This window comes from Rhodobacter sp. NSM (assembly GCF_052244495.1).
GTDB lineage: Bacteria > Pseudomonadota > Alphaproteobacteria > Rhodobacterales > Rhodobacteraceae > Cereibacter_A.
Genome location: NZ_JBQPXH010000024.1, coordinates 1 through 12,810, shown reverse-complemented (window position 1 = coordinate 12,810; position 12,810 = coordinate 1). Strand labels below are relative to the sequence as shown.

At 68.3% G+C, this 12,810-nt stretch carries 14 protein-coding genes; 12 read left to right on the top strand and 2 right to left on the bottom strand.

Going from position 1 to position 12,810, the window contains the following annotated elements:
* Nucleotides 1-193 precede the first annotated feature (193 nt).
* The 6 genes from ACTVZP_RS20915 to ACTVZP_RS20890 all read left to right on the top strand — a co-directional run bounded on the left by ACTVZP_RS20915 (nt 194) and on the right by ACTVZP_RS20890 (nt 6,806).
* Nucleotides 194-3,094 carry a Calx-beta domain-containing protein gene (locus ACTVZP_RS20915; RefSeq protein ID WP_443214090.1) on the top strand — a complete coding sequence of 967 codons (2,901 nt, stop codon included), beginning with the start codon at nt 194-196 and terminating at the stop codon, nt 3,092-3,094.
* Between the two features lie 1,164 nt (nt 3,095-4,258).
* Nucleotides 4,259-4,885 (top strand): hypothetical protein, encoded by a 627-nt coding sequence (locus tag ACTVZP_RS20910; protein ID WP_443214089.1) that lies wholly within the window; start codon nt 4,259-4,261, stop codon nt 4,883-4,885.
* Nucleotides 4,886-4,939: 54 nt separating this feature from the next.
* Nucleotides 4,940-5,116, top strand: a complete 177-nt coding sequence (locus ACTVZP_RS20905; protein WP_443214088.1) for a hypothetical protein — start codon at nt 4,940-4,942, stop codon at nt 5,114-5,116.
* Complete coding sequence (locus tag ACTVZP_RS20900; RefSeq protein ID WP_443214087.1) at nt 5,109-5,405, top strand: hypothetical protein; 297 nt, start codon at nt 5,109-5,111, stop codon at nt 5,403-5,405. The genes ACTVZP_RS20905 and ACTVZP_RS20900 overlap by 8 nt, the downstream gene beginning before the upstream one ends.
* Before the next feature lie 105 nt (nt 5,406-5,510).
* Nucleotides 5,511-6,329: a hypothetical protein gene (locus ACTVZP_RS20895; RefSeq protein ID WP_443214086.1), complete on the top strand. Its 819-nt coding sequence runs from the start codon at nt 5,511-5,513 to the stop codon at nt 6,327-6,329.
* A gap of 69 nt (nt 6,330-6,398) precedes the next feature.
* Nucleotides 6,399-6,806: a hypothetical protein gene (locus ACTVZP_RS20890; RefSeq protein ID WP_443214085.1), complete on the top strand. Its 408-nt coding sequence runs from the start codon at nt 6,399-6,401 to the stop codon at nt 6,804-6,806.
* A gap of 192 nt (nt 6,807-6,998) precedes the next feature.
* Here the strand turns inward: ACTVZP_RS20890 and ACTVZP_RS20885 are convergent, their stop codons facing one another.
* Complete coding sequence (locus tag ACTVZP_RS20885) at nt 6,999-7,862, bottom strand: hypothetical protein (protein WP_443214084.1); 864 nt, start codon at nt 7,860-7,862, stop codon at nt 6,999-7,001.
* A 111-nt stretch (nt 7,863-7,973) separates the two neighbouring features.
* On the opposite strand from ACTVZP_RS20885, the gene ACTVZP_RS20880 reads away from it, so the two are divergent.
* The gene (locus ACTVZP_RS20880) at nt 7,974-8,741 is read left to right on the top strand and encodes a polysaccharide pyruvyl transferase family protein (RefSeq protein WP_443214111.1); all 768 of its coding nucleotides are present in this window, start codon (nt 7,974-7,976) and stop codon (nt 8,739-8,741) included.
* A 104-nt stretch (nt 8,742-8,845) separates the two neighbouring features.
* Here ACTVZP_RS20880 and ACTVZP_RS20875 read toward each other — a convergent pair whose 3' ends face one another.
* Complete coding sequence (locus tag ACTVZP_RS20875; protein WP_443214083.1) at nt 8,846-9,448, bottom strand: TetR/AcrR family transcriptional regulator; 603 nt, start codon at nt 9,446-9,448, stop codon at nt 8,846-8,848.
* 142 nt (nt 9,449-9,590) lie between these two features.
* Between ACTVZP_RS20875 and ACTVZP_RS20870 the strand changes: the two genes are divergently transcribed.
* The 5 genes from ACTVZP_RS20870 to ACTVZP_RS20850 all read left to right on the top strand — a co-directional run.
* A complete protein-coding gene (locus ACTVZP_RS20870) occupies nt 9,591-10,172 on the top strand; it encodes a PspA/IM30 family protein (RefSeq protein WP_443214082.1) in 582 nt (193 codons plus the stop codon).
* A gap of 146 nt (nt 10,173-10,318) precedes the next feature.
* Nucleotides 10,319-10,612 (top strand): YiaA/YiaB family inner membrane protein, encoded by a 294-nt coding sequence (locus ACTVZP_RS20865; RefSeq protein WP_443214081.1) that lies wholly within the window; start codon nt 10,319-10,321, stop codon nt 10,610-10,612.
* 300 nt (nt 10,613-10,912) lie between these two features.
* Nucleotides 10,913-11,902, top strand: a complete 990-nt coding sequence (locus ACTVZP_RS20860) for an Lnb N-terminal periplasmic domain-containing protein (RefSeq protein ID WP_443214080.1) — start codon at nt 10,913-10,915, stop codon at nt 11,900-11,902.
* A gap of 124 nt (nt 11,903-12,026) precedes the next feature.
* Nucleotides 12,027-12,389, top strand: a complete 363-nt coding sequence (locus tag ACTVZP_RS20855) for a hypothetical protein (RefSeq protein ID WP_443214079.1) — start codon at nt 12,027-12,029, stop codon at nt 12,387-12,389.
* A 199-nt stretch (nt 12,390-12,588) separates the two neighbouring features.
* Nucleotides 12,589-12,810: c-type cytochrome (locus tag ACTVZP_RS20850; protein ID WP_443214078.1), on the top strand; the 222-nt coding region annotated here is incomplete at its 3' end.

The following is a 12,810-nucleotide window of genomic DNA, read 5'->3' as shown; positions in this document are numbered from 1 at the left end:
TGCGGAACGCGGCCGAAGGTCGTGACGCCCCTGCCCAAAGGGCGCAATTCCCCCCTGTCGGAAAGAACTATCCCCTTCTGAAAAAAGGAAAAACACGGGGCATCTCCCCTTCGTCCTTTGAAAACGGGGCGTCCGTCATGCAGACTTTCCGGCGAGTTCTTTCCTCGCAGATTCTCAAAGGGACCCGTTTTTCATGACCAGCATCATCACCGTCACCAGCACTCCTTCCCCCGAGGCCGCCTATCTCGTCTTCACGGTGTCCCTCTCCGAGCCCGCCACGGACGCGGTGAGCATGGACTTCCGGTTCCGCTCGGGCACGGGGCTGCTCGCCACGGATTTCACCAACTACGGCGGCGACCCCTTCTCGGGCACGCTGACCTTCGCCCCGGGCGAGACGTCGCGCACGATCCGGATCTATGCCCGCTCGGACAGTGCCGACGAAACCGACCAGAGCGTCTTCCTCGAACTCAGCGAGCCCACGGGAGACGCCAGCTTCGGCGACAACATCCACACCCTCGTCACCGCAGGCTGGGTGCTCGACGACGACGGGGTGGGCCTGGACCGCGCGCTCGCTGTCTCGAACCCGGTGGTGACCGAGGAAGCCGGGGGACAGGCGGTCTTCACGCTGAGCCTGTCCGAAGCCTTCACCACCGACCGCAGCTTCACCTACACGACCTACGACGGCTCGGCCCGGGCGGGCTCGGATTACGTGGCCCGCACCGGGACAGTGACCTTCCTCGCCGGCCAGACCGAGGCCACGGTTGCGGTGAACCTGATCAACGACCGGGCGGTCGAGGCGGGCGAGACCTTCGGCCTCGCCATCACCGGGGCTCATGACTTGCCCGGCGTCACGGGCACGGCCGAGGTGCTGAACGACGACGGCGCGCTGCCGGTGCTGTCGGTCGAGGGCGACAGCACCTTCGAGGGCGACTACGTGACCTTCCTCGTGCGGCTTTCGGAGGCCGCGACCGATGCGGTAAGCGTGGACTTCCGGTTCCGTTCCGGCACGGGGATGCTCGCCACGGATTTCACCAACTACGGCGGCGACCCCTTTTCAGGCATGCTGACCTTCGCCCCCGGCGAGACGGTGCGCACGGTGCGGATCTACGCCCGCTCGGACAGCATCGAGGAGACCGACCAGAGCGTCTTCCTCGAACTCAGCGAGCCCACGGGCGCGCGGTTCGGCGACAACATCCACACCCTCGTCACCGCCGGCTGGGCGCTCGACGACGACGGGGTGGGCGTGGACCGCGCGCTCGCGGTCTCGAACCCGGTGGTGACCGAGGAGGCCGGCGGGCAGGCGCGCTTCACGCTGACGCTCTCGGAAGCCTTCACCACCGACCGCAGCTTCACCTACACGACCTACGACGGCTCGGCCCGGGCGGGCTCGGACTATGTGGCCCGCACCGGGACGGTGACCTTCCTCGCCGGCCAGACCGAGGCCACAGTGGCGGTGAACCTGATCAACGACCGGGCGGTCGAGGCGGGCGAGACCTTCGGCCTCGCCATCACCGGGGCGCATGATGTGGCCGGGGCGACGGGCACGGCCGAGGTGCTGAACGACGACGGGGCGAGGCCGGTGCTGTTGGTCGAGGGCGACCGCACCTTCGAGGGCGACTACGTGACCTTCGTCGTGCGGCTTTCGGAGGCCGCGACCGATGAGGTGAGCGTGGATTTCCAGTTCCGTTCCGGCACGGGCATGCTCGACACCGATTTCACCAACTACGGCGGCGACCCCTTCGCGGGCACGCTGACCTTCGCCCCCGGCGAGACGGTGCGCACTGTGCGGATCTATGCCCGCTCGGACGGCGACAACGAGCTTGACGAGAGCGTCTTCCTCGACCTGAGCAACCTGCGCGGCGCCAGCTTCGGCGGCGGCAACCGGACCCTCTCGGCCACCGGCTGGGCGCTCGACGATGACGGGGTTGGGCTCAACCGCACCGTCGCCGTCGGCAATGCCACGGTGCAGGAGGGGCCGGGCGGCCGCGTCGCGGTCTTCGTCGTCGAACTCTCCAGCCCCTCGACCGAACGCATCGCCATCGACTTCCAGACCCTCGCCGGCACGGCGCGCGCGGGCAGCGACTTCACCGCCCGCTCGGGCGAGGTGGTCTTCCGGCCCGGCCAGACCACGGCCGAGATCCGCATCCCCATCGCGGACGACCTCGCGCTCGAGAATACCGAGAGCTTCAGTCTGCGGCTCGTGCCGCCCTTCCCGAGCCAGATCTCCTCGGCGACGCCGGTGCCGGTGGGGGTGGCCACCATCATCGACGGCACGCTCCGCGGCACCGGCGGCAACGACCGGCTGGCGGGCACGGCCAATGCCGAGCGGATCGAGGGCCGCGCGGGCAATGACCGGCTCGAGGGCCACGGCGGCAACGACATCCTGGGTGGCGGCGCGGGGAACGACGTCCTGAACGGCGGCGGCGGCCGCGACCGGATGCTGGGTGGCGGCGGCAACGACACCTATGTCGTCGACCATGCCGGGGACCGCACGGTCGAGGCGGCGCGCGGCGGGATCGACACGGTCCGGAGCAGCCTCTCCTGGACGCTGGACGCGAATGTCGAGCGGCTGGTGCTGACCGGAAGCGCCGCGCTCGCAGGCACGGGCAGCGGGCTTGCGAACACCCTCACCGGCAATCGCGGGGCGAACCGGCTCGAGGGGCTGGGGGGCAACGACAGGCTGAACGGAGGCGACGGGCGCGACCGGCTGATCGGCGGGGCGGGCAACGACACGATGACCGGGGGCGACGGCGCCGACGTGATGATCGGGGGTGCAGGGCGCGACACCTTCGTCTTCAACACCCGGCCCGGAGGCGGCAACGTCGACCGGATCACCGATTTCAACGTTGCCGCCGACGTGATGCATCTGGAGGACAGGATCTTCCGCGGCCTCTCCGAGGGCGCCCTGCGCAATGTGGCCTTCGCCTCCAACCTCTCGGGCCAGGCGACGGATGCCACCGACCGGATCATCTACGAGCGCGACACCGGCGCGCTCTGGTACGATGCGGACGGGGCCGGCGGCGCCGGACGGGTGCAGATCGCGACCCTCTCCTCGGGGCTGTCCCTGACGGCTGCGGACTTCTTCGTGATCTGAAGGGGTCGGTGCCTGAGCCGAAGGCGGCGGGTCTGCCCGCCGCCGGATGCGTCTTGCAAAAGTTCCGTCGGCCCATCCCGATCGCCTGTGCGGCAGCTTCCGACCGGCAGGCCGACGCTTGCGCTCCGCCCTGCCCTCGCCTCTCGATGGAGGTTATCCCGGTCGATTTGCGGCATGGATTGCCACTTCATCTCCCAACCCCTCATGGGGGACAATCACCGTCCGATGAACCCAAAGGCTTCGCCGGCTTTGGTCTACCCCCGCGTATCGCGGGGCGACGGCTGGGGCCCGAGGGCTTCCAACCGTTTTCTCAGCCGCCTATGCGGTGGCTCACTGGCCGGTATCTCGGCCCGGCGGTGCATCCGGAGATGCAGTCGCCGGAACGAGATGGATCCGGTCTGGCAGGACGGAAGCGCTGTCGCCGATTTTTTTCGCCCCCGACCAGCCCATCCCGACCGCCTGTGCGGCGGCTAACCGACTGGCAGGCCGACGCTTGCGCCCCGCCCTGCCCTCGCTTCTCGATGCAGGTTATTCTCCCGCGGAATTTGAAAGTTGCCGATTTCTTCCCTCTCTCCTTGGCGGAGGCAGAGAGATGACCCAGACACTACCCCGGACCCTACCACCCGCCGCGTGCCGCGAGACCCTGCGTCGGTTCTCAACGTCGGATCCGCCCGTGCAATTGTCCCGATCCTGAAGACCCTGAAGATTTCGCGCCGCGGCAAGAACCTGCCCTGGCCGATGATCTGGACAGGCCTTAAATTGGCCGCAGAGCAGAAGCCGGAGCATCATGCAGAACTGACGGCTCCGCTGATGACGAACGAAGAGGTGGCTGCCGAATTCGGCGTCGACACCGAGACCGTGCATCGCTGGAAGCGGCAGAAGGCACCCGGCATGCCGGCGCCGCTCCAGTTGGGACAGGCCAGACTCACGCGGTGGCGGCGCGCGGAGATCCAGGCGTGGCAGGCAGGCCAACCGCTTCCTGCCTATGTCGCAACCCCTGCGCCTCGACCGGCCTTTGGCGCCCTCGCACCAACGACGAGATCCATGCTCCACCCTCACTTCCAGGGCTAGGGTGACAGGCTGAAAGCAAGGAAGACACGGAAGTCGGCGCAAGCCGACGATGACAGGAACACCGGTGCGATTTCACCGGCGGAAACCACGGGAGTGTTCCGAAAGTACCTCAGGTCCATCGGACAGTTCCTCGCCGCAACCGGTCACGATCCATCGGCCGTGCTGCAACCTGCGAGGGACAACCGCGACCTGAAGCTGGCTGGCAGGACGGACAAGGAGATGACGCCGGAACACCGCAAGTTCTGCGAGGATCTGCTCGCCCGCAAGCATCTCCGGAACAGGTTTCTCCATACCTTCGCAACCCTGCGTGCCGAAGCCCAGGCCATCCTCGACGGCGCGAAGGGGCGGGATCTCACCCCGCGCGAACGCACGGAAGCCACGATGCTCGGCATGGTCAGCTGCTTTGCCGCGATCGAGACCGCCGGCGCGCCGACGCGGATCTCGAACGTGCGGCCCGCCCCGCTCCACGGTCCGGGTGCCTGGATCACTGTGCCTAAAAAAGCCAAGGCGCCGATCAAGGTCTTCATCCCGAAGGCCCACACGAAGTCAAAGAAGCAGGACATCCGCTTCGACATCCTGCCGGACGCCAAGGGCGGCTACGAGACCATCCGCTGGTTCGTCGAGACGATCCGGCCGCTGATCCCGGGTGCTGAGTCGAACCTCTATCTTTTTCCGTCCCCGGAAGCCTCTGGCGCACCGGTGTCTGACAGCTGGTTCTGAGCCAAGTTCAAGAACGCGATGCGCAGGATCGTCCATTTGCCGATGTGCCCGCACATGTTCCGTCATGGCACGGCCAGCCTGCTTCTCAACAAGCATCCCGAGCATGCCCTCGTCATCGCCAACCGGATCGGCGACGAGGTGTCCTCGCTCATGAAGTTTTACGGCTGGATCGACGCGGTGAAGATGATGGAACTGGGTCAGGATCTCATGATCGGTCTCTACGATGACTGAAACCGTTCCCAGGCGGCGATACGACCGCTCGACCCCGGAGGAGATCCTCGCCGGTCCCGCATTCAGGGGCCTGCGTCGGCTGCTCGGCCTTGCGGACCTCCCGACGCGCGAACTCAGGAGCCTGCACCGGTTCCTGCAATGGTCTGAAGCAGAAGGTGTCGAGGTGGCACGGGTAGCCGATCTTCTTCGCTTCGCAAGCAAGGGCGGCTCGTCACGGGTCCTCGCCGATCTGCGCCTCGCGCTCGGAAGGTGCCTTCCCGAGGATGCCCATCTGCTTGCCATGGTCTAGGAAGCGATCGGTGTCAGGACGCCCCGGTCACGGCGCTGCGACTGGTGCAGCGCCGAGGCCATCCTCGCCGAGCCGCATTTCGCGCCCTACCGGGATCTTCCCGGCATGGCCAGGGTGGGTCTCGAAGATCTGCGTGTCCTCGACCGCTTCCTTGTCTTTGCCGCCTCGCGCGGCATCGAGAGTCCCTCGGCCGAGGATTTCCTGGCCTTCTCGGAGGACACCGGTTCGACCCGGCGGTTGCGCAGTCTCGAAGCGGCACTGCTGGCACTCCTCCCCGGCAATCCGGCCGTCCTCCTCGTCCTGCGCGAGGCGATCCGCCGAAAAGCTCCGCCCCGGACTCCTGCCACGTCGCGCGCGCCCCGGAAGGTGATCTGCTCCGTGCCGCTGGAAGACATGCCCGCATCCTGGCAGGAGGCCCTCCTCGCCCTGCGGCAGGGCGATGCGTTCGGCGGCTTCGAGGCACTTGCCCTGTCGACGGTGAAGAGCATGGAGGAGGTCCTGCGAGCCTATGTCGGCACGCTCGCCGCAGCCGGTCTGACACCCGAACTCGGCATCTCCGGGATCCGCCTGCACGAGGATGCCCTGCGCATCCGGAGAAGGGCACGTCCGACAACGCTGCACATCGCCACGCTGCGCCTGCGCCAGTTCGCCCAGCGGACCGGCGAGGATGCAGGGCTCATCGAGGCGCTTCGATGTCACGAGAAATCCCTGCGGCGGTCGCTGAGCAGCGTCGTGCCGCTCAAGGAGGCCCGGCTTGCCGCCCTGCCCGAGATGCGCGCCTGCTGGCGCCATGCCCTCGCACTCCTGGCGCTCAGCCGCCGTCGCGGCAACCGGAGCCTGCGTGCGCGCCAGCGCAACAAGGCCTTCGCCCTCGCGTTCTGGATGCTGATCCCGCTGCGCCTGGAAGACGGCCGCCTGCTCTAGGGCCGTGACATCACCTGGGACGGAGAGAATTACCGTCTCGATCTCGTCACACACAAGAAGGATGAACCTTTGCGAGGCCGCCTGCATCCCCGCCTTGCCCCGTTTCTCGACGCTGTCCTCCTCGAGGGCGTCGACCCCGTCCATCTCGATGAGATGCGCCGCCGCGCCATGGCGGCCGAACTGCCGGTCCTACGGAGGAGCGACGGCGCAGCGCTCGCCAAAGGCTATCCCTCGGACGTCTGGCGGGCCTGTTTCAAGACGGGCGCCCACATCGCCCGCACTTGGATCCACACCGAACTCGGCAAGTTCGGCCCCCGTGGCGTGGAAGCCGCCCTAGCTCTCTGTGCTCAGCGTGATCCGCGCTCGCGCCTCTTCCACCAGGGCCTAGCTGTCGCCGAGGCGCAGATGCGGAAGAGCCAGGATCTCATGGACGAACTCTATGCGGAGTTCGAAGAGGAGGCCGCGCAGACTCCGTGAACCGCCCTCGGGAACCAGCGCTCTCGACCGGTGACCAAGACGAGCGGGTGAGGGTGGCGGGTTCCGGAAAAAGAAGGGTGGTTGCGCTGCCAGATGTCTCGCGCGGCGTGACCACCCGAAGCAGGGGTCTGCGGTCCCGATGCCGGAAGGAAACAGGCGAAAAAGCCCGCCGGACACATCCCGATCAACCTCTCACGGATCCGCCAGCGCATGCCGGATTGCCACCCTCATCCAGCGCGGAGCGGAGCGCAGTATCTTCCGCAGGCGCCAGCGCGAGTAGGCCTTGTCGCCCGTCCGCAGCCGCTCCATCACCGTCTCGAACGTCACGACGGGATGAAAGAGCCGATCCTCGTCGGGATCTGCGGCAAGTGCCTCGAAGAGATGCGGCGGGTTGGTTGCGAAGGTGGCAGCACCGACATGACCGGCCGCCACCTCCTCGAGCTGCGCCCAAGAATGACGCCCGCGTTGTACCGCGCCTGCGAGGATGGCCTCGTCGTTCAGTCGCGCGCGGGGATGGAGACGCAACTGCTCGGCCCGGAGATCTCGCATCGTCCCGACGACCTCGCGGCCGAGACGGGTAAGCGGGAAGATGCAGCCCCAGCCAGGATCGAGCCCGAACCGCGCCAGGTCGAGTGAATAGCGACGCCTTTCACTTGCAGGACCGAGTTCCGCAGCTATTGCCCGGGCCGGGTGGGCGGCAAGCAACGCCACGAACGGCGACGCGGCGCGTTCGGGCAGGAAGACATCGGACTCCACGAGGCAATATCGATCGAAATTTGGCCGGTCCTTCACCGCGAGGTAGTAGCAGAGGTCGCCGAAGAACCATGCCCAGTTGTCGGGCAGGCCCTGAAATCCCATTTGAGTCAATCGCGCGCCGTCGAGGACGATCTTGTCGAAGGGCGCTGTGTCCGCCGATCCGCGGCGCTCGTCCACCACCACCGTTACCGGGACACCCGTGGCCTTCAGCCGCTCGGCCAGAAGCCTTTCCATCGGTCCGAAGGCATGTGCCCGCAGGATGTAGAGGGTGTCGTTCATGTCCAGCCACCAGTCTGGCATGCAGAAATGGCGCTCCGGGGTGCCATGCGCCGCAGCCGGGGGTCTGCAGCGCCAGTACAGGCGAACGTCCCGAGGATCAATCGGCTGGAATTCTCCGGTCTGGCCGCATAGCTGAACGGACCCCGGGGAAGCGGGCGATGGGAGGCGGGTGTCACGGATGGATCCGATCAAGCTCTTCTGGTGGCGGGAGACGCCGAATTTCGGGGATCACCTCTCCTACGAGATCGTCCGCCACATGTCCGGAAGGCCGCGCATTCTGCCCGGGGCCGGCCGATCCATGTCTGGGGCACCGGATGCATGAAGCCGATCAAGACGGATTTCCTGAGCAATGTCAGACTTCATGCCGTGCGTGGCCCCCTCACGGCGGGCTTGCTTAACCTTCCCGCTTCCCATCAGGGAGATTCTGCACTTCTCGTCGGCGAAATGCTGCTCCGTCCTGCCCGGATGGATCATGTGGGGCTCGTTCCGCATCATTCCACATGGGCCGATCCCGCGCGTATCGCCCTGTTCCTCCAGCAGGCCGAGGCCCTCGGCGCCCGGGTCATCGACGTGCGCAGCCATGACAGCCTGGCAGTGTGCTCGGCCATATCGCAGTGCCGCTACGTCTTTTCGGAAAGCCTTCACGGCACCATCGTGGCCGATGCCATGGGAGTGGCTAATGCAATTGTGCTGCCCGACAGCGTCCACGACCATGCCTTCCTGAAATGCACGACTACTGCTGTTCCGTGGGCCGTCCCTGGGGCGTCTTTGTTCTGCCGGACGAGATCGCCCGGCAGGCGCGGCACCTCCGCGACGATGCCCGGGATTGGCTATGCAGAGACGCTTCTTGAGGCGCAGGAGAGCATCCGGTCGGCCTTTCCTGCTGAGCTTGTCGCCTGACGGGCTTTCAGAACCACAGGCGCGACGCTGTGCCCACGGGGCATTCCAGCCCCTCGCCATCGCACGGCAGGCCCCGCACCGGGTGAGACGGGGCGCCCGCGCCTTCAACCCGTCCCGAGGCCCCGCGTCATGGCGGCGACCAGCGCCGTCACCTCGCTTTCCAGCCGGTCGCGCGGGGTGCCGGTGAAGCGGCCCTGCAGCGCCAGCGCGACCACCCCATGCACCGCGGCGAAGAGCGTCTTCGCGCGCAACTCCAGCGCCTCCGGCCCGAGGTCCGGGCGCAGCACGGAAAGCGGCCCGGTGATCCGCTCGATCAGCACCTGGTGATCCGCCCGGTGCCAGTCGGGCATCGGCACCCCCTCGGGCAGGCGGTGGTCGAAGAGCGCCGACCAGAGCCGGAGGTTCTCGCGCGCGAAGGCCACATAGCCGAGCGCCAGCGCGGTCAAGGTCGTCGCTGGCGGTCCCTCGCCGGGACTCGCTTGGCGCAGGGCCTCGCCCAGCCGGGCGAGCGTGCGCGAGTTCACGTGCAGGGCCAGCCGGTCGAGATCCTCGAATGCCGTGTAGAGCCCGCCGAGCGCGCAGCCCGCCTCGGCCGTCACCTCGCGCGCCTTGAGCCCGGCCAGACCGCGCGCCGCGATCTGCGTCTCGGCCGCATCGATCAGCCGTGTCCGCAGATCCGCCCGCCGCTCTTCCCTGATGCTGCCCATCCGTCCGTCTCTCCATCCATGAACAGCGTTCAGAAAGTACGTGAACAACGTTCATGCCTCTGTTACATCCGAGTCTTGAACGATGTTCATACCAACCGCCGCCCCGGATCTCAAGCGGGGCGCGCGCCAAAGGAGCCCGAGGATGTTCCGAACCGTCATTACCCTGATCCGCGGCCAGAGCCGCGACGCGGCCGAGGCGCTGACCGACGCTCACGCGATCCCGATCCTGCGCCAGCAGCTGCGCGACTGCGCCGAGGCGGTCGATGCCGCGCGGCGTAACGTGGCGCTGGTCATGGCCCATGCCGAGCGCGAGAAGCGCCTCGCCGGGCGGATCGACGAGCAGCTGGCCGATCTCGAGGCGCGGGCGCTCGCCACCTACGAGACCGAGATCGCCCGGCTGCGCACGGCGCTCTCGGACAGCGAGACCCGCCTGCGCTACCTGCAGCGCGGCCAGCGGCTCGCGGTGGCGACCCAGACGAACCAGGCGGTGCATTGCCGCGCGGCGGGCTCGGCTGTGGCGAGCCTCGAGGAGGCCGAGGCGACGCTGGCCCGGCTCGAGGAGCGCCAGCAGATGACGGAGGCCACCCGTGCGGCCGAGATCGCGCTGTCGGCCAGCTGCACCGCCGAGACGATGCGCGACCGCTTGGCCGCCGCCGGCTGCGGCGCGCCGCTCCGCCCCGATGCGGCGGCCGTTCTGGCCCGGCTCCGCGCCCGGAGCGCCTGAGGCTCCGGCCCCCGACGGTCGTCCCGACCGTCCGAACCGCTTCCCTGCCAAACCCCGCCCCCGCGTCCGGCGCCGTCGGCGCCCGCTTCCGCTCACTCTTCCCCGCGTCCGGCATCGCCGACGCCCTCTTCCTTCGGAGACAGACCATGTCCGACACCGCCTCCGCCGCTCCCGCCCGCGCCTCCGCCGCCTGGACCCTCTTCACCTACATGAACTTCGGTATCGCCGCCCTCATGATGGCGGGCGGTATCTACTTCCTCGAGGCCAGCTTCTCGACCAAGGGCTTCTATGCCATGGCGGCCCTGATGCTGGTGAACTCGACCGCCGCCATCACCAAGTCGGTCCGCGACCGTGAAGAGGCGACGCGCCTGCACAACAAGCTCGAGGAAGCCCACACCGAGCGGCTGCTGATGGAAGTCAGCACGCCCAAGGGTCTCTGAGGATCGCGTCCGCCGGGCCTGCAAGGGCTTGGCACCTTCGCGACCTCAAGCTTTCAGGGTCCGGCGGCATCTTCCCGACCGCCGCCCCTCCAGAGGCTTGGTCTTCCCGACCTCGGGCCCGCAAGGCCGGCATCTTCCGGACACCGGTCCATAAGCGCCGGGCACCTTCCGCCCCACCCGGCCTGCCGGATGACCCGGTACCGGACGTGCCTGCCCGTCCCGTCGCCCTCCGGAGAGTCGGGCCTCCGGGCGACGGCCCACGGCCCCTGATTTCCGAACGACCGTTCCACGGAGGATCCCATGCGCCGTCCCGCCCTCGCCCGCCTCGCCGGCCACCTGGCCTTCGTGCTTCTCCTCGCCGCTGGTGCCGCCTGGACGACGGGGGCGCTCTGGGTGCAGCTGGAGGGCGCCCCGCATCCTGGCGCTGGCCGTTCTCGGCGGCGCCTCGGGGGCCGCGCTGAGCCTGCGGGCCACGAGCCGCCGACCGGATGGCTCGTCCTCGGGCTGGGCGCGCTGGCCGCGGGCCTCTGGTTCCAGGCGATCGAGCCCCGCGATGACCGCGACTGGGCGCCCGACGTGGCCCATGGCGTCACGGCGCGGATCGAGGGCGACCGCGCCCTGCGGAATGTGCGTGCCTTCGACTGGACCGGCCCCGCCACCGCCCGCGAGACCTGGGAGGAGCGCAGCTACGATCTCGACCGGATCTCGGGCGTGGATATGCTGACCTCGGTCCGGGACAGCCCCGACATCGCCCATCTCATGGTCAGCTTCGGCTTCGAAGACGGCCGGCACCTAGTCTTCTCGGTCGAGATCCGCCGCGAGCGCGACGAGAGCTTCAGCGTGCTGGGCGGCTTCTTCCGCCAGTTCGAACTGGTGCTGATCGCGGCCGACGAATCCGACATCCTGCGGTTGCGCACCCACCAGCGCGGCGAGGACCTGCATCTCTATCCGCTGGCGCTCGATGCCGGGCAGCGCCGCAGCCTGTTCCTGAGCTATCTTGGCCTCGGCAATGAGCTTGCGGCGCGGCCCGCCTTCTACAACACGGTCACTGCCAACTGCACCTCGACCGTCTGGCGTCTCGCGCAAGGGCTCGGGGCCGACCTCCCGCTCGACTGGCGGCTGCTCCTGTCCGGGCACCTGCCCTGCTATCTCGAGGATTTCGGCGCCCTGCCCGGAGAGATGCCGATGGAAGCGCGCCGCGCCGCCGCCGCCATCACCGCCCGCGCCCTCTCCGCCCCCGCCGACATGCCCTTCGAGGAAGCGATCCGGACGGGCCTTTCCGGGGGCTGATACCGGAGAGCGCGGGATGACACCCTGGGCTTTTTAAAAACACCAGGAGATTGTGGCGCTCCGTGTCGATGACGGTTGTGCGAGCGCACTACCGCCGGGCGGGACGAGGCTGTAAGGTCACACCATGATCCGGGTGCTCGTCCTGCGGCTTCTCTGCCTCGTCCTGCTGGCCATGGCCTTCATGGCCGGCCCCGGTGCGAGGACTTCCGCTGCGGAGCGGATGGCGCAGGACGTCATGGTCGCGATGCCCCATGCCGGCACCGGATCCGCGCCCTGCTGCCCGGATGCCGGACATGACGGCGCCGGGATCCAAGCCCTCGATTGCGCAGCCTCCTGTGCGACCATGGCCTCGGTGCTGCCGGATCCGGTTCGCGTGGCCGACCGAAACCAGGTTCGCGCGCGGCACCTGCCGGGCTGGAGCCGGTTGCCCGCCAGCCGGCATCCTCCGCCCGAGGTCCGGCCTCCACGATCCTGTCCCGCCGCCTGAGCCGGCCGAGTCCGCCTCGGCTTTCATGGACATCCGCGCCCCGCGCGGACATTTCGGGATGAGACATGCCTGACTTCCCTCTCCGCCGCCCGCGAGCGGCCGCTTCGACATTTCCCCTTCCTCCCAGCCACAGCGGCCCGGTGGTAGCCGCAGCATCGCGCCGATCAGGGCCGTCGCGGACGGCTGGGGAGGCCATGCGATGAAACGGCTCGCCTTGGCTGCAATGGCCGTCACTGCGACGGCCGCCGGCTTCTGGATCCTCCTGCCGGCTCCCGCTCCGACCGCGGCCGATCCGGCCAGGCTGGCCCTCGGCCAGAAGGTCTATGCCGCCGAATGCGCCTCGTGCCATGGCGCGAACCTCGAGGGCCAGGCGAACTGGCGTGAGCCGGGGCCGAACGGCCACTATCTCGCGCCGCCGCAT

Coding starts and splice junctions, on each gene's coding strand:
- ACTVZP_RS20870 (WP_443214082.1), top strand. CDS start 9,591: ATGTTCCGAACCGTCATTACCCTGATCCGCGGCCAGAGCCGCGACGCG.
- ACTVZP_RS20905 (WP_443214088.1), top strand. CDS start 4,940: ATGTTCCGTCATGGCACGGCCAGCCTGCTTCTCAACAAGCATCCCGAG.
- ACTVZP_RS20895 (WP_443214086.1), top strand. CDS start 5,511: ATGGCCAGGGTGGGTCTCGAAGATCTGCGTGTCCTCGACCGCTTCCTT.
- ACTVZP_RS20875 (WP_443214083.1), bottom strand. CDS start 9,448: ATGGGCAGCATCAGGGAAGAGCGGCGGGCGGATCTGCGGACACGGCTG.
- ACTVZP_RS20900 (WP_443214087.1), top strand. CDS start 5,109: ATGACTGAAACCGTTCCCAGGCGGCGATACGACCGCTCGACCCCGGAG.
- ACTVZP_RS20855 (WP_443214079.1), top strand. CDS start 12,027: ATGATCCGGGTGCTCGTCCTGCGGCTTCTCTGCCTCGTCCTGCTGGCC.
- ACTVZP_RS20915 (WP_443214090.1), top strand. CDS start 194: ATGACCAGCATCATCACCGTCACCAGCACTCCTTCCCCCGAGGCCGCC.
- ACTVZP_RS20885 (WP_443214084.1), bottom strand. CDS start 7,862: ATGCCAGACTGGTGGCTGGACATGAACGACACCCTCTACATCCTGCGG.
- ACTVZP_RS20865 (WP_443214081.1), top strand. CDS start 10,319: ATGTCCGACACCGCCTCCGCCGCTCCCGCCCGCGCCTCCGCCGCCTGG.
- ACTVZP_RS20860 (WP_443214080.1), top strand. CDS start 10,913: ATGCGCCGTCCCGCCCTCGCCCGCCTCGCCGGCCACCTGGCCTTCGTG.